Genomic DNA, 19,944 nt, shown 5'->3' with positions numbered 1-19,944 from the left:
TCAGCCTACGGACGAGCTTGCTGGGCCCCGCCACTCATCGCGTCGCGCAGGCTCTTCGGTCGCAGGTCGGTCCAGTTCTCCTCGACGAAGGCCAGGCAGTCGGCCCGGGTGCTCTCGCCGAACACCACGCGCCAGCCGGCGGGAACGTCGGCGAAGACCGGCCACAGGCTGTGCTGCTCCTCGTCGTTCACCAGGACGTAGAAGCCGCCGTTCTCGTCGTCGAACGGGTTGGTGCTCATCGAGTCTCCTCATCGAGTCGTGATCGGGCGAACGAGGCGACGGGCTGCGCCGCGGTGAGATCCGAACCGAGGACGCGGTCGGACAGCATGCCGAGGCAGCTGAGGTTCGGGAAGCCGGGCCCCTGGGTCAGCCCGGACAGGCCGGGCAGGAACAACTTCGGATGGACCCCGGTGACGGCGAGGTCGTAGCCGATCGACTCCTGCAGCAGCTCACCGCTGAGCGGTCCGCCCATGCCGAGTTCCAACACGTCGAGCGCGTCCTGGTCGAACAGCGGCAGGAACCACAGCGAGTCGGCACCCGATCCGTCGATGACGAGGTCGAACCCGTGCACGGTCTCGACGGCCTCGCCGGCGGTATTCGTGCTGAGCGTCAACCTGATTCGGCCGTCGCGTGCGACGGCGTGCGCCACCCGCCCGCGGAGGTGTCGGATCCGGTCGTCGGCCAGCAGTGCGTCCTGCACGCGTGCCGAGAACACGCCGCGGTCGGTGCGGGCCAAGGCGTCGCGCCGCTCGGAGAGCGTCAGGCTCGTCCAGCCGGTCGGGTCGGAGAACAGGGTGTTCTCGAAGAAGCTCTCGCCGCGGGTGAACAGCGTGACCGACGGCGATATCACCGTGATCGTCGAAACCCGGTGTCGGAACAGTTCATTGAGCATCGACGCGGCCGTCTCCCCGCCACCGATGACGGCGACCCGCTCGGCGGAGATGCGCTCGTGCGAGGCGGCGTGGTGCCAGAACTGCGCAATGGACATGACGCGCGGGTTGCCGGGCAGCACCGACCGTTCGGCCTGCCCCGGACCCGTGATGACGACGCCGTCGGCGTGCACCGTGGTCTCCGCGGTGTGCAGCGACCACCGCTCCGCGCCATCGTCAGTCGAGACCGAGATCCGCTCCACCTCGCCCTGCACGACGGGCATCCCGATGTCGTCGGCCACCCAGCGCAAGTACTGGCTCCACCGGCGGTGCGTGGGCGCCGGGCGGCCCCGGTCGATCCACTCGGCGAACTGGCCCGTGGCGATGAGGTAGGCCTGCCAGCTGTGCCGGGTCATCCGCTCGTCGAGTTCGCCGTTGCGGCGTGGGACGAGTGACGACCGGTACGGGAAGCCGACGTCCTTCTCGGGGCCGGTGCCCAACCTGTGGTTGCCGTCGGTCCAGCCACCGCCGGACTGCCAGTTGGCGGCGACGCCCGACCGTTCGACGGCGATGACGTCGGGCGCGTCGACGCCCATCGCGCGCAGCTCGGCGGCCTTCGCCGCGATCGCGACGGCCTTGGCGCCCGCGCCGACGATGGCCAGGGTCTTGGGTTCGGACGTCATTCGGTCACCTCTCGCAGGGCGTCCAGCCACGACGTCTGCAGGATCGCGACGTCATCGGCGGACAGGATGTCGGGCAGGGTGCGCCACTGGGTTCCTAGCACCGGCCTGCCGTCCCGTTCCAGCACCGCGGCCATGAGCGTCAGCTCGTGGCGTACGGCGAGGTTGGGCTCCGGCAAGCGTGACGCATCGGTCAGCAGCGCGCGGTCGGATCGCAGGGCGTTGGCGGCGGAATCCTGGTGGAACCGGCCGAGGAAGTTCACCAGCACCTGCGGATCACGATGTGCGCCAAGTCGTTCGGCGGTATCGGGGCGCAGGTAGCGCAGCAGCCCGTAGTCGATTCCGTCGCCTGGGATGCACGCCAGCCGGGCTGCGACCGCCGCGGGGTCGGCGGCGTCGATTCGCATCGGGTAGATGGCGCTGAGCAGGCCGACGGTGTCGCCGGTGTCGACGACGTGGCCCGTGATGCCCTCGGACACGACGGCATCGGCGCGGCCGTGGGTCTCCAGCGCCAGCAGCGGTGGTGGTGTCGGCTGGTCGCGGCGGCGCCGCCACCGGTCCACCATGCGTGCGGTCGCCGCGATCAGGACCTCGGTGGTCGGCACGGGACCGGCGAGTACCCGCTCGGTCAGGTCGGGGTCGGCGAGGGCCAGCGTGACCACGACGTCGGCCACCCGATCACGGTCGGGATCGACGCGCCGCGTGCCGAGATCGGGGTCGGGCCCCTCGACCTGCGCGGCCCAGAAATCCACCGTCTCGAGCTTCATGGCGCGGTCGTGCAGCAGCCTCGACCAGGTACCGAGCGGCGTATGCTCGCGCGCGGGGGTCGGCGAGCGCCCGGCTGTCAGTGCATGCCAAGCGGTTTCGAGTTCGCCGAGCACGATCCGCCACGATGCCGGGTCGACGGCCAGCACGTGCGGGGTGAGCAGCAGCACGCCGGAGCCGCCGTCGGCCGGGCGCAACCACACGGCGTCGAGCATCACGCCGCGCTGCGGGTCGAGGCGCTCCACCGCGAGGCCGGTTTGCGTGGTGACCGCGGTCGGCATGTCACCGGAGACGACGACCTCGGACAGCACGTCGCCGACGGGATGCGCGACCAGCGTCATGGTCTCGACGTCGAGGCGGCTGCGCAGTACGGCGTGACCGTCGATCACGCTGCGCAGCATGGCGTCCAGGTGATCGCGGGTGACGCCGTCGGGCAAGCGGATGGCCTCCGACTGGGCCAGTCGCCGGGCGTCGCCGTGGGCGAGCAGCCAGTGCCCGTTCGGCAGCAGCGGGATCGGTTCGCCGTCCTCGTCGAATGCCCGGTCGTGCTCCGCGGTGTCGGAGTCCATTGCCGCGGCCAGTTCGCGCACCGTCGAGCAGTCGAGCATCAGCCGTGCGCGCAGGCTCAGTCCCCGCCGCCGCACCGCCTGCACGACCGAGAGTGCCACGATGCTGTCGAGTCCCAGGTCGAGGAAGTCGGCGGTGACGTCCACCGTCGGCGCGTCCAGCACCTCGGCCAGCACCTCGGCGAGCACGGCCTCGGTGTCGGTGGCGGGCCCCTCGCTCTGATCGGGCCTTCGGATCGCGTCGATGGCGGCCAGCGCAGCGTCGTCGACCTTGCCGTGGCGGGTCAGCGGGATCTCGTCGACGACGTAGACGTGATGCGGCACCAGGTATCTCGGCAACGTCGCGGTAAGCATCCGGCGCAGGTCGGCGGCGTCGGCCTTCGTCGCGACGTACGCGACGAGCCGGGGACCGCTGCGGTGCCGGCGCACGGCGACGTGGGCACCGCGGACGTCGGGGTGCCGGTGCAGTGCGGCGGCGACCTCGCCGGGCTCCACCCGGAAACCGCGGATCTTCACCTGGTCGTCGCTGCGGCCGAGGAACTGGATCGCCGCTGGACCGGAGTTGGTGCGGCGCACCACGTCACCGGTGCGGTACATCCGGGCGCCCGGCCGGAACGGGTCGGCGACGAAGCGGCCCGCGGTCTCGGCGGCACGTCCGAGGTAGCCCCGGGTGAGCTGACCGCCGGTGAGGTACAGCTCCCCCGCCACGCCGTCGGGGACCGGTCGGAGCCAGGCGTCGAGCACATAGGCGGTGGTCGAGTCGGTCGGCTGACCGATGCATGGAGCGGGATGGTCGGCGATCGCGGCGACGACGGCTTCGACCGTGGTCTCGGTCGGTCCGTAGCAGTTGTGTGCGGACATGCCCGTGCGCGCGCATTCGTCCTGGATCGCCCGCCAGGTCCCGGTGTCGATCGCCTCGCCCCCGAGCGCAAGGACTGCCAGCGGCACGGTCGACAGCAGACCGGCGGCGCGCAGCTGAGTGAACATCGACGGCGTGGTGTCGATCATGTCGATCCGGTGGCGATCGATCTCCTCGACCAGTGACTCTGCGTCGCGCTGCACGTCGTCGCCGACGATGTGGACCGCGTGGCCGTCGAGCAGCGCGGCGAGCGGCTGCCACGCCGCGTCGAACGTGAACGACCAGGCGTGGGCGATGCGTAGCGGGCGGCCGAGCCGCCGCGCAGCGGGTGCCACGACGTTGCGCACGTGGTCGGCGCCGTAGGCCAGTAGGGCGCGATGAGTTCCGATGACGCCCTTGGGCTTTCCGGTGGTTCCGGAGGTGAACACGACGTAGGCGCCCTGCCCCGGGCCGACGTCCGCGGGCCGGTACGAGGCCGGGGGTGTCGACGTCGCGGCGGCCACGACCGCGTCGTCGACGACGAGAGCGGCGCCCGTCTGGCCGACGATCTCGTCGACCCGCTCGGCAGGCATCGAGGGGTCCAGCGGCACGATCATGCCGCCGGCCTTGAGCGCGGCGAGCATGGCGACCACGTAGTCCGGACCGCGGCGCAGCAGGATCGGCACCGGGGTCTCGGCACCCACGCCACGCCGTACCAGCTCGGCTGCGAGGCGGTCGGCCTCGTCGTCGAGTGCGCGGTAGGTCAGTTCCCCGCCACTCCAGCTCAGCGCCGTCGCGTCGGGTCGCTCTGCCGCCACGGCGCTCACCGCGGTGTGGAACCCACCGAGGGGTGCCCCCAAAACGCTTGGCGCGCCATGGTGCACCTCGCCGTCGAGGGTGACGGCGACCTCGCGCAGCGGGCGGTCCCACGCGGCGAGGAGGCGCTGGACGACCGTCAGCACCCGCCTACCGAGGTGCTCGGGCCGCAGGGTTCCCAGTGCGCCGTCGAGGGTCTCGACGAGCACGGTGAGCCTGCCGTGGGTGGGATGCGCGGCGATCGTCACCGGGAAGTGCGAGAGGCTCTCCAGCGCAGCGGGTTTGAGCACCGCACCGCCCAGCGGGAAGTCGTCGCTGCCCACCAGGCCACCCGGCGGGAAGTTCTCGTAGACGAGCAACGTGTCGTACAGCTCACCGATGCCGCCGAGGGTCCGAAGCTCCGTGTGGCTGAGGTAGCTGTGGTCGCGCAGTTCGGCGGCCTCGCGCTGCAGTGCCAGGCACTGTCGACGCACCGTCTCGGCCGGGTCGACCCGCACCCGCAGCGGCACGGTGTTGATGAACAGGCCGACCATCGACTCGACGCCGCTCAGCTCGTCGGGGCGCCCCGACACGGTGACGCCGTAGACCACGTCGGTGCGGTCGGTGAACGTCGAGAGGATTGCCGCCCAAGCCATTTGAAACAGAGTGTTGACCGTGACGCCCTTGGCTCGGGCGGACTCGAGGATGGCGGTGGTGTCCTGCTCGTCGAGCATGACCTCGGTGCGCTGCGGCAGTCCGGGTGTCGCCTCGCGGCCCGACAGTGCAGGCGACAGCAGCGTCGGCCCGGTCAGGTCGGCGAGGTGGGTGCGCCACCGCACGCGGCTCGCCTCCTGGTCGCGTCCAGCGAGCCAGCCAATGTAGTCGCGGTAGGGCCGCGGTGCCTGCGGCAGCGCGTCGACGTCTCCACCGGCGCAGTACAGGGCGATGAGTTCGCCGACGAACACCGGCAGCGACCAGCCGTCGATCACGATGTGGTGGGCCACCACCACCAGGCGCCACCGCAGGTCGGGCTTCTCGACGAGCAGGAACCGGATGACCGGGCCCCTGCCCAAGTCGAAGGATCGGCGTCGTTCCTCGTCCTCCAGGGCGACGGCCTCGGCGGCGGACGCGACGACGTGTCGCCAGGGCAGTTCGACGGCCGAGGGGACGACGGCGACGGGCTTGCTCAGGTTGCCCTGGACGAAACTGGAACGCAGGTTGGGGTGCCGTACCAACAGCTTCTCGGCGCACTCGCGGAGCAGTTCCGGGTCGAGGGTGCCCTCGACGTCGGCGGCCATCGCGATGACGTACGGGTCGGCGCCGTCCTCGCGGTCGGTCAGCCCCGCCAGCGAGTAGAGCCCCTGCTGCAGGGGGCTCAGCGCCAGGACGTCCGCGATCGGATTCGCGGGAGGGCTCACTCCTGGCCCCATCCGGCGGTCAGCGCCGCCAGCTCGTCGGCCGACAGGCCGGACGCGGCCATCGGCTCGTGGTGCGTGTCGGTGGTCGGGGCCGTGCCGCTGCCGGCCTTCGCGTCGACGGCGGCGGCGAGTTCGGCCAGTTCCGGATGTTCGAACACCATGCGTGCGGTCAGCGGCACACCGATGTCACGTGCCCGGGCCGCCAGCTGCACGGCGAGGATGCTGTCGCCGCCGAGGGTGAAGAAGTCGTCGTGGCGACCGACCGCCGCACAACCGAGCACGTCGACCAGCATCGCGGCGAGCGCGCGTTCGGTGTCCGTGCGGGCCGGTTCGGTCGACGACACCGCGCGGAAGACCGGGCGGCTCAACGACTCCGGGGCCAGGTCGTCGACCACGGTGATCGCGGGCGGGACCAGGTCCTCGGGCAGTGCCGCGGCGACATCGTCGGCGAACCGGCTGCGCTCGGCCGCGTCGGTGATGGGATGCAGCGGCACGACGTATCCGGCGAGTTGCGTACCGACCCGGGCAGGCCAGTGCCGGGTGGCTGCGGCCGCCACGCCGTCGAGCGCTTCGAGCGCGGCCTGCAGTCGGTGATCCACGGCGTCGACGACGTCGAGCCTGCCGTCGTCGGTCCACCGGGCGCGTTCACCGGTCCGGTAGAGCCGCGCCCCACCGTCGAACGGGTTCGCCACGAAACGCGTTGCGCTCGCGACGTTGCCGCCCGATTCCGCGTGCCGGTGCGCGTCGTCGACCGCACCGCCCGCGTAGTACACGTCGCCGATGACGCCGACGCCGGTCGGCTCCAGCCACTGGTCGAGCACGTACACGTGGGTGGCGTTCGCGGCGTGCGTCGACCCCTCCGGCGCGACGGCCCGCAGGCTCCACTCGTCGACGATGCGGCGCCGCTCGCCAGGGTCAACGACGGTGACGTCGCGCAGCGTCTGCGAGGCGTCACTCGCGAAGGCGTCGAGAATCTGGTGCAGCGACGCAACCAGTCGTTCGGCGGTGCCGCGCTCGTACAGTTCGGTGCGGTAGATGACGGTGCCCTGGTAGCCCGCGCCCGCGGTGGCGAAGAAGTTCACCGACAGGTCGGCGTGCGCGACGTCGAACGTCGGCTCCAGTGCCGTGAAACGGGTTTCGCCATCAGGACCGGAATCAATCACTTGATCGGCGGGCAATTCCTCGCGGACGTGGACGACGACGCCGAACAGCGGGTTGCGTGACAGCGACCGCACGGGGGCGACGGCGTCGACGACCCGGTCGAACGGCAGATCCTGGTGTGCGTAGGCACCCAGCGCCATCTCCCGTGACCGCCGCAGCACCTCGCGCAGCGTCGGGTTGCCCGACAGGTCGTTGCGCAGCACGACGATGTTGATGAAGAACCCGATCAGCTGGTCGAGCTGCGGTTCGGTGCGGCCGGCGACGGGGGTGCCGAGCGGGATGTCGACGCCCTCCCCCGCAGCGTGCAGTGCCACGGCCACCGCGGCCTGCAGCAACATGAACTCGGTGACGCCGAGTTCGCGGGTCAGCTCGACCAGCCGGGCCCGGGTGTCGCCGTCGACGACGAAGGCCAGTGCGTCACCGCCGCCCGACGGCACGGGCGGGCGTGGGAAGTCGGGCCGCAGGCCGTTCTCCTCGGGCAGGTCGGCGAGCTGTGTGGTCCAGTACTCGCGCTCCGCCGCGACCGCCGCTCCCGCGTCGCCCTCCTCGGTGAGCAGCTGGTTCTGCCACGCTGCGAAGTCGGCGTACTGCACGGGCAGCGGGTCCAGTGCAGTGCTGGTCCGGCCGCCTCGTCGTGCCCGGTAGGCCGTGAGCACGTCGGTGAACAGCACTCCGGCCGACCAGTGGTCGGCGGCGATGTGGTGCACGACGATCGAGAGCACGTGGTGGTCGGGCGTGGACAGCACGGCCGCGCGGATGGGCCAGTCGGTCTCCAGCTCGAAGCAGTACTTGCGTTCGGCGTCGAGTTCGCGTCGGAGCCATTCGTCGCCGTCGCCACGGGCTCGCCGCACCCGCAGCGGTGCCGCCGGGTTGATCACCTGGTGTGGTGCGCCGTCGATCTCGCGGTAGGTGGTGCGCAGGATCTCGTGGCGTTCGACGACGTCGTCGATCGCGGCGACGAGCGCGTCGACGTCGCTGGGTCCGGTGACACGGGCGGCGAACGGGATGTTGTTGACGGGGTTCGGCCCGTCGATGCGGAACTGGAACCACTGCCGCAGCTGAGCCGCCGACATCTGCATCGGCCCGTCGTGCGGGATGGCGACGATGCCGGGCCGTCCCGACGTGCCACCCGTGGCGGTCAGCTGGTCGACGTGGCGGGCCAGTCCGGACACCGTCGCGTGTTCGAAGACGTCCTGGACGCCGACGTCAACGCCGCATCGGGAGCGCACCGCCGCAACGAGTTTCGTGGCCAGCAGCGAATGCCCGCCGAGATCGAAGAACGAGTCGTCCGCGCCGACCCGGTCGCGATCGAGCAGCTCGGCGAAGAGTTCTGCGATGCGGCGCTCGGTGTCGGTGGCCGGTTCGCGGTACTCGGTGGCCGATCCGATCTCGGGTTCCGGCAGCGCTCGGCGGTCGATCTTGCCGTGTGCGGTGATCGGGATCTCGTCGATCGCGACGTAGGCCGCGGGGACCATGTACTCCGGCAGGGCCGCTGCCACCCGGGCGCGGATGCGGTCGATCTCCACGACGTCGGCATCGGCGGCCGGGGTCACGTAGGCGACGAGGCTCTTGCCGAGCGTGGGCAGATCACTGACCAGGACCACGGCCTGGCCCACCGACGGGTCGACGGAGATGGCCGCGGCCACCTCGCCGAGTTCGATGCGGAAGCCACGGATCTTGACCTGCTCGTCGGCGCGGCCGACGAATTCGATGTCACCGTCGGCGTTTCGGCGCGCGAGGTCACCCGAGCGGTACATCCGTGCACCGGGGTTGAACGGGTCGGCGACGAAGCGTTCGGCGGTGAGACCGGGCCTGCCGTGGTAGCCGTGGGCCACGTGGCTGCCGCCGATGTAGATCTCGCCGATGACACCGACCGGAACGGGTTGCAGTGCGTCGTCGAGCAGGTGGATGTGGGTGTTGATCTTCGGGGTGCCGATGGGGACGATCCGGGCACCCTGCTTGCCCTCGACCTTGTACCGGGTGCAATTGAGCACGGTCTCGGTGGGGCCGTAGAAGTTGTGCAGCAGCGAGTCGAACGTCGCGTGGAACTTGTCGGCGATCTCGCCGGGCAGTGCCTCACCGCCGATGGGTACGCGCTGCAGGGTGCGCCACTCGTTCACACCGGGCAGTGACAGGAACAGGCCGAGCAGTGACGGCACGAAGTGCATCGAGGTGATGCCCTCGTCGCGCAGCAGGTCGGTCAGGTAGCCGATGTCGCCGAGGCCGCCCGGGCGCGGAATGACCAGGCGCGCACCGGCCGCGAGCATGCCGAAGATCTCGCCGATCGACACGTCGAAGCTTTGCGACGCGACCTGCAGCAGGCGGTCGTCCTGCGACACCGCGTAGTCCTCGCCGAACCACACGAAGTACTCGGCGATCGGACGGTGCGGAACCGGCACGCCCTTGGGCAGGCCGGTCGATCCAGACGTGTAGATCAGGTACGCGGTGTTGTCGGGCAGCAGCGGGCGCACCCGGTCGGCGTCGGTCGGGTTGGACGCCGGGTAGTCGTCCAAATCGGTCACGGCCTCGCGCAGCACCAGTTTGGGGTCGGAGTCGGCGAGGATGTAGGACAGCCGGTCCTGCGGATAGGTCGGGTCGACCGGCAGGTACACCGCACCGGCCTTGACGACGCCCAGCGCCGTGATCACGAGTTCCGGTGACTTCTCCAGCAGCACCGCCACCCGGTCCTCGGTGCCGATGCCGCGGGCGATCAGCCAGTGCGCCAGCCGGTTCGAGGCCTCGTTGAGTTCGCGGTAGGTGTAGTGCCTGCCCTCGTAGACGATCGCGACGTTGTCCGGTGTGCGGGCAGCCTGTGCGGTGACCAGATCGGTCAGCGTGGTTGCGGGCGTCTCGAAGCGTTTCCCGGTCGCGACCGCGTGCATCCACTCGGTGTCCTCGGCGGAGAACAGGCGCAGCCGTGACAGCGGCGTCGAGGGTGCGGCGAGTGCGTCGTCGAGCAGCACCGCGAAGTGGCGCAGCATCTGGGCGGCCAACGCGGCGTCGAGGACCTCGGTGAGGTGTTCGGCTTCGACCACCGCACCGTCGGCGTCGAGTTCGATCATGAAGCCCAGGGGCAGTTGCGTGATGTGCCCGCGCAGTTCGGCGCGCTCGCTGTGGACGCCCTCGGGGCTGAATCCGCCGCCGTCGGGTTCGCGGAAGCCGAAGCTGACCCTGGTCATCCGCTCGGCACCGTGGCGCCGGTCGGGGTTCAGTTCGCGCACCACGCGGTCGAGGTTGACCCGTTGGTGGGCGAACGCGCCGAGTGCGGTGTCACGCGTCGCGTCCACGAGGTCGCGGAAGCGCATCCGTCCGGTCGGCCGCAGCCGCATCGCGACGGTGTTGCCGTAGTAGCCGATGGTCTCGTCGGTGTCGCGGTTGAGGACCGGCGTCGCGACGAGGAAGTCGTCGGCGTGGGTGTAGCGGTGGACGAGCGCGCCGAATGCGGCCAGCAGCACCATGTAGGGCGTGGCGCCGGTGTCGCGGGCGAAGTCGGCGACCTTGCCGACGGTTTCGGCGGACAACCGCAGGGTGCTGCGCTGAGACCGGAAGCTGGTCGGGACGGCCGATCCGTTGGGGCCGGGGAGTTCCAGCGGCTCGGGCGGGGCGGCCATCACCGCTCGCCAGTAGTCGAGGTCGTCGGCGGCCGCGTCGTCCGGCGCCGCGACCCGCCGCGGTGTCGGCGGCAGGGTCTCGCCGGAGTAGGCGCGGGTGAGGTCGGGGAAGAACACGCCCCACGACCCGTCGTCCCACGCAATGTGGTGTGCGACGAGCAGCATGACGTGCTCGGCCGCGGCGGTCCTGATCAGCGTGATGCGCAGTGGTGCATCGGTACTCAGGTCGAAGGGCGTGCCGAACTCGCGCTGCGCGAGCACCTCGAGCCGCAGTTTGCGGGCCCGTTCGGACTTGTCGGACAGGTCGTGCACCGCCCAGCCGGGGGTGAGGTCGTCGTGCACGGTGGCGCGCGGGTCGCCGTTCTCGTCGGCGCGGTACGTCGTCCGCAGGATCGGATGCCGCCGGGCCACGGCGTCGAGGGCGTCGTGGAGCCGCTGTGCGTCCAGTGCGCCGGTCAGCCGGTAGGACAGGCAGATGTTGAGCAGTACGCCGCTGGGGTCGGCGGCCTGCACGAACCACATCCGGCGCTGGCCGTCCGACAGCGCGGTCGGGTCGACGGCGGTGGCCTGCGACTCGGACGCGCCGGCCAGTCCGCGCTCGGCGAGCCTGCGGCGCATCAACTCCAGCCGGGAGTCGCTAGCGGTGCGGGTGCCGTCTGCGATGTCAGTCACGAATGAGCGCCTTCTCGTCGGGTCGGTTCAGGTGATCGATCAACTCGGCCGCGGTTGCGCCGCCGAGAATCGTGGCCAGCGGCACCGTTCGCCCGGTGGCCTTCTTGAGCTTCTTCCTCAGGTCGAGCGCCAGGAGCGAGTCGACGCCGAGGTCGAGCAGTGAGGCGTTGAGGTCGATGCCCCCGGCGTCGGCCAGGCTCAGCACCGCACCGAGCGCGAGGCGCATGGTGTCGGTCGCATCGAGTCCGTCCGGGACGTCGGCGCCGTCGGCGGTCGGCGCCGCGGCCGCGGGGGTGTCCGGCTGACCGAGGAACGCGCGCAGCCGATTCGGGTCCGCCGAGAACACCAACGGGTCGTTGGCGTGATCGCGCAAGCTCTCCTCCATGGCACGGTCCGGTGCCATCGCCAGCAGCCCCGAGCGTTGGACCCGGGTGATCTCCTCGGCGTCGATGATGCCGGTGTCCTGCCACAGGCCCCATCGCACGGCGGTGCAGTGCCGCCCCTGGGCGCGGAGGTGGGCGGCCATGACGTCGAGCAGCCGGTTGGCTGCCGAGTAGGCGACATGCCCGCGGCCACCCCAGAGTCCGGAGACCGAGGAGCACAGCAGGATTCGCGTGTCGGCGCGCAGCGGCCACTCGTCGACGAGGTGGCCGAGGCCGCCGACCTTGGCGCCGAACGTGTCGCGCACGCCTGCCGTCGTCAGGTCGCGGTGCGGTGCGATGACGGCGGCGCCCGCGGCGTGGACGACCAATGACGCACCGCCGCCACCGAACTCGGCGGCCGTGGCGGCCAGGCCGGCCCGGTCGGTGACGTCGCACGGTGGCGCCACGATCTCGGTGCCGTGGGTCTGAGTGAGACGGCGCAGCACCGCGGCGTCGGCGCCGCCGCGGCTCAGCAGCACGATCCGACGCGCGCCCCGTTCGGCGAGCGCCCGCGCATAGTGCAGTCCGATGGCGCCGCCGCCGCCGGTGATGACGACCTCGTCGAGGACTCCGGAGTCCGCCGACCACGACGGCGTCGCGACGGACGCGTCGCGCATCGACCGCTGGTGTGCCACTTGCGCGGTGCCCCCGCCGCGGATGGCGACGACGTCGCCGTCGCCGAGCAGTGCCGTCACCAGCGCGTCGGCAGAGACGTCGTGGTCGCTGGACAGATCCAGGTGCCGGAACCGGTGGTCGGGGTGTTCGAGACCGATGCTGCGGTGCATCGCCGCCAAGGCGGCCGGGAAGGGCAGCGGCGCCGGGTCGGCCGCGCCGACGCGTTCAGCGCCCATGGTGACCAGCCACACGTCGCGATGGGTGGGGGCGACGGCGTCGACGTAGCTCAGCAGACCGCGCTCCCAGCGGTCGGTGAGATCGTCTGCCGCCGCGACGGCGTCGTGCTGCGCGACGTGGTCGGCGACGACGACGAGGACGTCCGCGTCGACGACGTCGACCTGCCGCAGCCCGTCGGCGCGGTCGACGGCCGAGCGCAGCGCGTCGGCGAGAGGTTGGTCTCCCCCGGCATCGAGGACGGCGACGCGGCGCACCTCGCCGGCCGTGGTGGCCGGAACCGGCTGCCACTGCTCGACGGCGACGGTGATGCCGGCGATCGGCGGTAGGGGTTCGGGGGCGGCCCAGTGCCGGTTCGTCCGCATCGGCGCGAACGGAAAGTCGCGCAACGGCTTCCGCGATCGATCGAGCGGATCGGTCCAGCCGTGATTCGTGTCCGCGGCGACGACTGCCGCGATGTTGGCCGACAGCCGGTTCGTGACGTCCTCGTCGCGCCGGCCAGAGCCGACCATCGTGACGCTGCCCTCGGCCACGTCGGGCAGGTCGTCGAGCACGTCGCCCATGGCGAACAGCAGTGCGGGGTGGGCCGACATCTCGACGAAGGTGCGCGCGCCCCGCTCGACGGCGGTGGCGACGGCACGGTCGAACCGGACCGTGGATCGCAGGTTGCCGTACCAGTAGTCGGCGAACAAGGTGCCCGAGGGAACGACGTCGGCCGTCGCCGATCCGATGAACTCGACTGGCGTGTCCAGGAACTCACCACCGGGTAGCAGTGCGTCGAGGTCGGAGCGCATCGGGTCCAGCGCGGTGGTGTGCGCGGGGAACCACATCTCGATCGGCTTCGCGAACGATCCGCCCTCGCTGACGGTGCGGACCGCGGCCGCTACCGCGTCACCGTCGCCGGACACCGCGACCGACGACTTCGAGTTCACGACCGACAGTTCCAGCCACCCCGGGGTGTGCGCGATGACGTCGCGGGCCTCGTCCTCGGTGATCCCGAGTACGGCGACGCGGTAGGGGCCGGTCAGCCGGTCGAGCAGGGTGGCGCGGGCGATCACGACGCCGACGGCGACGGGGAGGCTGATGGCGCCCGCGACGTAGGCGGCGCCGATCTCGCCGAGGCTGTGGCCGACGGTGATGTCGGGCAGCACACCGGCCGATCGCCAGACGCGCGCCAGCGCCACCCCGTGGACGAACTGCGCGCCCTGGATCTGCACCTGGCTGAAGTCATTGGTCCGAGCACCACGCTCGGCAAGCAGGTAGTCCAGCGGTGACGCTGCGCCGACCGCGGAGAACACCGCCGCGCACGCGTCGACCTCGGCCCGGTATTCGAGCAGGCGATCGTAGGCAGCGGCGCCCATCGACGGCCACTGACTGCCCTGCCCGGGGAAGACGAAGGCGACGCGGGGACTGCCCGCCTGGGCGCCGGGTGCCGTCGCCCTGGTGACCAGTGGGTGATCGTCGCCCGCCGCGAGGGCCGCCAAACCCGCGCGTAGTTCGTCGGCGTGGGCGGCGCGCACCACGGCCCGGTAGCGGCGTAGGCGACGGGTGCGGAGCAGTGTCGACGCCACGTCCGCCACCTCGGTGGCCGGTCGGCGGTCCACGAAGGCGAGGATCGCCGCGGCGTCGGCGGCGACGAGGTCCTCGGCGTGGGCGCTCAGCAGGACCGGGGTCCGCCCATCCGGCAGCGGGGTGCCGACCATCAGGCGGCCTCCCCGTCGGGGCTCTGGCGCTCGGGCATCGACACCACGACGTGGGCGTTGGTGCCGCTCATGCCGAACGCCGACACCGCCGCGATCCGGCTGCCGTCGGTTGCGGGCCACGGTGTCTGCTTGGTGGCCAGGCGCAGGCCTTGTGCATCCCAGTCGATCTCGCGGCTGGCTTCGTCGACGTGCAGGGTCGCCGGAACGGCTCCATGGCTTGCTGCGACCAGCACCTTGGCCAGGCCGAGCCCGCCGGCCGCCGCCTGCGCATGACCGACGTTCGACTTGACCGACCCGAGCAGTGCGCCCGCACCCGGTGCGGTGGCGCCGTACGTCTGGGCCAGCGACCGCAGCTCGGTGCGGTCACCGAGGCGGGTACCGGTGCCGTGGCCCTCGATCATGCCCACGTCCTGCGGGCGCACACCGGCGGCGTCGATGGCCTTGCCGAACAGCCGGGCCTGCGCCGTGCCACTCGGTGCGGTGAGGCCCACGGTGCGACCATCCTGGTTCACCGTCGAGGCCAAAACCTCCGCGAGGACGTGCCGGCCGTCGGCCAGTGCACGGGATCGTCTCTGCAGCAGGAACATCGCGGCCCCCTCGGCCCAGACGGTGCCGCTCGCGAGCGCGCTGTAGGGGCGGCAGCGGCCGTCGTCGGACAGCGCGTGCTGCTTGGAGAACTCGACGAAGTATCCCGGTGTGCCCATCACGCAGACGCCACCGGTCAGCGCCAGGTCGCAGTCCCCCGAGCGGATCGCCTGGGCGGCCGCGTGGAAGGCAGTCAGCGCCGAGGAGCACGACGTGTCGATGGTCATCGCCGGGCCCGCGAGGTCCAGCGTGTAGGCGATGCGTCCGGAGATGACGCCCAGCGACGTGCCGGTGATCAGGTGTCCGCTGTGGTTGGAGTACTCGGTCAACTCCGGGCCGTACTCCAGGTAGGACGCACCGACGTAGCAGCCGACGTCATGCCCTGCGACGTCGTCGGGGTTGATGCCGCTGTTCTCCAGCGCCCGCCACGCGAGCCGCAACGCCACCCGCTGCTGCGGATCCATCGCCACCGCCTCGCGTGGGGAGATGCCGAAGAAGGCGGGATCGAACGCCGCCGCGTCGTCGAGGAATCCGCCCAGGTCGTGGATCGGCTTGAACCCGTCGCGGCGGGATCCGTCGAGCAGGTCGCGTATGGCCCAGCCGCGGTCGGTCGGGAAGCGCCCGAGGGCTTCTCGCTGCTCCGAGAGCAGTGACCAGTAGGAGTCGGCGTCGGTGACGCCGCCCGGCGCCTCGATCGCCATGCCCACGATCACCACCGGATCGTCAGACGTCATTGACCAACTCCGCCACCTCTGCGGTGTGGTCGTTGACGAAGAAGTGTCCGCCGTCGAACATCGACAGCGTGAACGCGCCCGTGGTGTGAGTCTCCCAGCGGCGCAACATGTCCTCGCTGACGCGATGGTCACGGTCGCCGCCGAGGGTGTGGATGTCCGCGGCGATCGTAGCGTCGGCGTCGCACGCGTACCGGTTGAACGCCGAGTAGTCGGCGCGCACCGCCATCAGGAGCAGTTCGACGAAGTCGTCGTCGTCGAGCAGCCGGGGATCGGTGCCGCCCAGATCGACCATCTCCGCGATGATCTCGTTCTGCGCCATCGGCAGATCGGGTGCCGCGGCGACGGTCGAGGGCGCCTCGCTCGCCGACACCCACAGCGCGTCGATCTCGACGCCTTCGCGCTCGGCGACGCGGGCGAACTCGAATGCGACCACCGCCCCCATGCAGTGCCCGAACAGCCGGACGGGACCCAGCGCGGCCCAGTCCCCCGCGTCGAACAGATCGCGTGCCAGGTCACCGACGCTCGCCGGAGCGGGATGCGACAGGCGGTCACCGCGCTGCGGGTACTGCATCACGTACGCATCGCTGCCCGCCTTCGCCAGTGCGGTACCCAGCGACCGGTAGGCCAGTGCCGCCCCGCCCGCGTGCGGAAACACCAGCGTCGCGGGCCCGCCGTCGACCGGATACCGCTTGACCCACGGCTTGACGACGAGTGACCGGGCGTCGGTCATGACTGGGTCTGCACGGCGGCGCGCTCCAACTCGGACACCACTTCGGCGTTGTCCATGTCGGAGATCTCGAGGTACAGCTCGGCGACCTGTTCGAGTCGATCGCTGCCTGCCTCCCGTGCGGTCAGGCGGCCGGCCAGCGCTTCGATTGTCCGCGTCGCGAAGACGTCGGGCACCATGACGGTCGGCGTGTCCAGCCAGTCGCGGATGCGTGCCACCGTCGCGGTCGCGAGCACCGAGTCCCCGCCGAGTGCGAAGAAGTCGTCGTCCAGCCCGATTCCGGACCCGGCGTCGTCGCGGCCGAGCACCTCGCCGATGATGGCGGCCAGTGCCCGCTGCAGTGCGGTCGACGGCGCGCGGTAGCTGCGTTCGGCGGGCACTCCGGCCTCGACCAGCTGCTGGGTGATGCCCCTGCGGTCGATCTTGCCGTTGTAGAACGGAATTCGGTCGGTGGCGACCAGCAGCTGCGGAACCATGTGCGGTGGCAGGATGTCGGCCACCCGCGCGGCGACGGTCTCGGTGTCGACGGCGGGGTCGTCGATGCGGACCATGGCGCCAAGCACGTCGCGCCCACCGCCGGAGGCTCCTGCGGGGACGACTGCCGCCACGGCGGCCGCGACGCCGTCCACGCGCGACAGTGCGGCCTCGACCTCGCCGAGTTCGATGCGGTAGCCGCTGAGCTTGACCCGATGGTCGGCCCGTCCGACGAATTCCAGTGTGCCGTCGGGCCGGTAGCGCACCAGGTCACCCGAGCGGTACCAGGTGCTCCCGTCGTACTCGACGAACTTCTCTGCGGTCAGGTCGGGCCTGCCGCGATATCCGCGGGCGATCCCACGACCCGAGAACCAAAGCTCGCCGGGCACCCAGTCCGGGCAGTCCTCACCGTTGACGTTCACGACGCGGCAGGCGTTGTTCGGGAACGGCACGCCGTAGGGCACCGAGGTCCAGGTGGCGGGCAGGTCGCGGTCGAGGTCCTCGCCGACCTCGTAGATGGTGCCGTGCACCGCGGTCTCGGTGGCGCCGCCGAGGCCGGCGAACCGCACGCCGGGCACGCGATCGCGCAACGCGCGCACCATGTCCGGGCGCACCCAGTCGCCGCCGGCTAGCACCACCCGCAGCGACGCCAGCGACCCGGGGACCTCGGCGAGCATCTCCAGCCAGCCGGGCAGGAAGTTCACGACCGAGACCCGGTGCTCGTCGATGAGGCGAGCCCATGCGTCGGGGTCCCGGCGCTGGTCCTCGTCGACCACGACGACGGCGCCGCCCGCCCGCAACGTGCCGAACACGTCGGGTACCGACATGTCGGACTCGAGGTGCGACAGCGCCAACGCGCGGTCGTCGGGTCCGATCTCGAAGTGGCGGTAGAGGAATTCGAGGGTGTTCATCACGGCGTCGTGCGTCAACTCGACGCCCTTGGGCTCACCGGTGGAGCCGGAGGTGAACAGCACGTACGCCAGGTCCTTCGGCGCGGCCGCCGTGGGCTCCAGATGAGCCGGGTCGCCGACGATCTCGGCGTCGGCCACGGTCAGCGCAGGCACCCCGCAGACGTCGAGCACGTCGGGTAGCTCGGTACCGGTGACGAGCGCGAACTCGACGCCGCCGGTCTCGAGGATTCGGGCCGCGCGCTCGGCGGGCTGGTCGACGCCGATCGGCAGGTAGGCCGCACCGGCGGTCAGGATCGCCAGCAGGGCGGGGATCTGCTCGGCGTTCTTGGGGCCCATCACCGCGACGACGTCACCACGGTGCACGCCACGCGACTGCAGTGCGGCCGCGATGGACAGCACCTGGTCCTTCAACTCTCCGTAGGTCAGCGTGCCTGCGCTACCGATGACCGCGACCGCGTCGGGTGTGCGTTCGGCGTTGCGGAAGAACCCGTCGACCAAATTGTCGCCACTCGCAGGCGCTGCGGTGGCGTTGGCGGCGCTGCGCACCGCGCGGGACTCCTCGGACACCGCGGGCGGATCGGCGGTGTCCCACGCCGCGTCGTCGGTGGCCAGTCGGCGCAGTTCGGCCACCTGGTAGGCGAACATCGCCTCCGGGACACCCGGCGGGAACGCCTCGACGCGGACGTCCCAGTTGATCATCAGGCCGTTCGCGAGCGGCGTCGCCTGCGCGTCGAGCAGTACCTGCGGGCCCTGTGAGATCGTCCACACGGGCTCGCCGAACTGGTCGGTGACGTCACCGGCGAACAGGTCGCCGAGCCCGAGCGCGGAGGTGTAGACGATGGTCGCCAGAGTCTGCGTGCCGCGGTGGCGGCTCACGTCGCGCAGGACGGTCAGCCCCGACACGGCCGAATGCTGGGCGGTCTCGTGCAGGACCTCCTGGACCGCGCGGGCGCGCTGCGCCGCCGTGGTGGTTCCGGTGAGGTCGATGTCGAGCATGAGCGAGGACGTGAAGTCGCCGACCAGCTTGTCGACGTCGGGGTGGTAGGGCTCGCGGCCGAACATCGGCAGGTTCAGCAGGAACCGCGCACTGGTCGACCAGTGCGCCAACGCATTCGCATACGACGCCGCGATCGCCATGGCAGGCGTGAGGCCCCGGCGGTGTGCCGCGGCGAACAGGGCATCGCGGGTGGGGACGTCGAATACGTGCCACAGCCGGATGTTGCGCAGCGGGTTCACCTGCTCGTCGCGCGGAACCAACGGCAGCGCAGGCGGTTCCGGCAGATCCGGCACGCGCTCGGCCCACCACCGTAGGTCGTCCTCGGACGGCGGCGGCGTGGTGGCGGTCAGCTCGGCGCGGTATTCGCGGTAGGTGTAGCCGAGTTCGGGCAGATCGGCGCCGCGGTAGAGCGCGGCGAGGTCGGCCATGAAGTTGCGGTAGCTGACCGCGTCGGCGGCCTGCATGTCCATGTCGACGTGCAGCCGCGTGCGCCCGCCGGGCAGCAGTGACAGTGAGATCTCGAGCACGGCGTCGTCGAGCAACTGATGCGACTTCGCGTCCCTGGTGGCCTCGAGTCGTTCCTCGGCGGTGTCGTCGTCGAGGTCGCGCAAATCGAACACGGTGACCGGGAGTCCGCGGTCGCTGATCCGCTGGGTGCCGTCGGGCAGGATCTCCTGACGCAACATGGGATGGCGCGCAGCGAGTTTCGCCGCGGCCATGCGCAACCGCTCCGGGTCGACGCCGTCGCCGTCGAACTCCACGTAGAGGTGCGCTGCCACGCCGCCGAGTTCCTGCTCGCCGTGCCTGCCGACCCACATCGCGTGCTGGATCGGCGCCAACGGGAACGGTGTGCCGGGGTCGTCGTCCGCAGCGGCACCTGCCGTCGAATCCTGTTCTGCAGCAACGGCTTCGACGGATAGGTGGGGAGCGTGCTCGGCTACCAGGTCCACCCACGACTCGACGGTGGGACTCGCGGCCAGCGCGGCGAATCCGACGTTGATGCCCTGCTTCCGCCACCGTCCGGACAGCGACATCATGCGGATGGAGTCCAAGCCGGATGCGATCAGGTCGGCAGTGGGGTCGAGCGCCTCGGGCGAGACACCGAGCAACTCGGCGACCTCGTCGCGCACGGTCTGCGGAGTCGTCGCAGCAACACCCACTGTGGTC

The 19,944-nt window shown here is 71.1% G+C and carries 8 protein-coding genes; all 8 read right to left on the bottom strand.

Going from position 1 to position 19,944, the window contains the following annotated elements; genetic code table 11:
* Positions 1 to 5: 5 nt before the first annotated feature.
* The 8 genes from G6N61_RS29690 to G6N61_RS29655 are packed head-to-tail and all read right to left on the bottom strand — an operon-like array spanning position 6 to position 19,937.
* Complete coding sequence (locus tag G6N61_RS29690; RefSeq protein WP_163924405.1) at positions 6 to 239, bottom strand: MbtH family protein; 234 nt, start codon at positions 237 to 239, stop codon at positions 6 to 8.
* Positions 236 to 1,552, bottom strand: a complete 1,317-nt coding sequence (gene mbtG / locus G6N61_RS29685; protein ID WP_163924404.1) for an NADPH-dependent L-lysine N(6)-monooxygenase MbtG — start codon at positions 1,550 to 1,552, stop codon at positions 236 to 238. The genes G6N61_RS29690 and mbtG overlap by 4 nt, the downstream gene beginning before the upstream one ends.
* Positions 1,549 to 5,943 (bottom strand): non-ribosomal peptide synthetase, encoded by a 4,395-nt coding sequence (locus G6N61_RS29680; RefSeq protein WP_163924403.1) that lies wholly within the window; start codon positions 5,941 to 5,943, stop codon positions 1,549 to 1,551. The genes mbtG and G6N61_RS29680 overlap by 4 nt, the downstream gene beginning before the upstream one ends.
* The gene (locus tag G6N61_RS29675; protein WP_308215030.1) at positions 5,928 to 11,375 is read right to left on the bottom strand and encodes a non-ribosomal peptide synthetase; all 5,448 of its coding nucleotides are present in this window, start codon (positions 11,373 to 11,375) and stop codon (positions 5,928 to 5,930) included. The genes G6N61_RS29680 and G6N61_RS29675 overlap by 16 nt, the downstream gene beginning before the upstream one ends.
* Positions 11,368 to 14,349, bottom strand: coding sequence for a mycobactin polyketide synthase MbtD (mbtD, locus tag G6N61_RS29670; protein WP_163924402.1), 2,982 nt, complete (start codon positions 14,347 to 14,349; stop codon positions 11,368 to 11,370). Before mbtD ends, G6N61_RS29675 begins: the two co-directional genes overlap by 8 nt.
* Entirely contained in the window at positions 14,349 to 15,668 is a 1,320-nt protein-coding gene (locus G6N61_RS29665) for a beta-ketoacyl [acyl carrier protein] synthase domain-containing protein (protein WP_163924401.1), read from the bottom strand. Before G6N61_RS29665 ends, mbtD begins: the two co-directional genes overlap by 1 nt.
* Complete coding sequence (locus G6N61_RS29660) at positions 15,658 to 16,398, bottom strand: thioesterase II family protein (protein WP_163924400.1); 741 nt, start codon at positions 16,396 to 16,398, stop codon at positions 15,658 to 15,660. Before G6N61_RS29660 ends, G6N61_RS29665 begins: the two co-directional genes overlap by 11 nt.
* Entirely contained in the window at positions 16,395 to 19,937 is a 3,543-nt protein-coding gene (locus G6N61_RS29655; protein WP_235887345.1) for a non-ribosomal peptide synthetase, read from the bottom strand. The genes G6N61_RS29660 and G6N61_RS29655 overlap by 4 nt, the downstream gene beginning before the upstream one ends.
* Between the last annotated feature and the right edge of the window lie 7 nt (positions 19,938 to 19,944).

Source organism: Mycolicibacterium arabiense, assembly GCF_010731815.2.
Classification (GTDB): domain Bacteria; phylum Actinomycetota; class Actinomycetes; order Mycobacteriales; family Mycobacteriaceae; genus Mycobacterium; species Mycobacterium arabiense.
Note: the sequence above shows the minus strand (reverse complement) of the source record. Positions and strands in the feature narration are given on the sequence as shown.

Excerpts from the sequence above, each read along its gene's own strand:
- G6N61_RS29690 (WP_163924405.1), bottom strand. The coding sequence starts at position 239 with ATGAGCACCAACCCGTTCGACGACGAGAACGGCGGCTTCTACGTCCTG.
- mbtG (WP_163924404.1), bottom strand. The coding sequence starts at position 1,552 with ATGACGTCCGAACCCAAGACCCTGGCCATCGTCGGCGCGGGCGCCAAG.
- G6N61_RS29680 (WP_163924403.1), bottom strand. The coding sequence starts at position 5,943 with ATGGGGCCAGGAGTGAGCCCTCCCGCGAATCCGATCGCGGACGTCCTG.
- mbtD (WP_163924402.1), bottom strand. The coding sequence starts at position 14,349 with ATGGTCGGCACCCCGCTGCCGGATGGGCGGACCCCGGTCCTGCTGAGC.
- G6N61_RS29665 (WP_163924401.1), bottom strand. The coding sequence starts at position 15,668 with ATGACGTCTGACGATCCGGTGGTGATCGTGGGCATGGCGATCGAGGCG.
- G6N61_RS29660 (WP_163924400.1), bottom strand. The coding sequence starts at position 16,398 with ATGACCGACGCCCGGTCACTCGTCGTCAAGCCGTGGGTCAAGCGGTAT.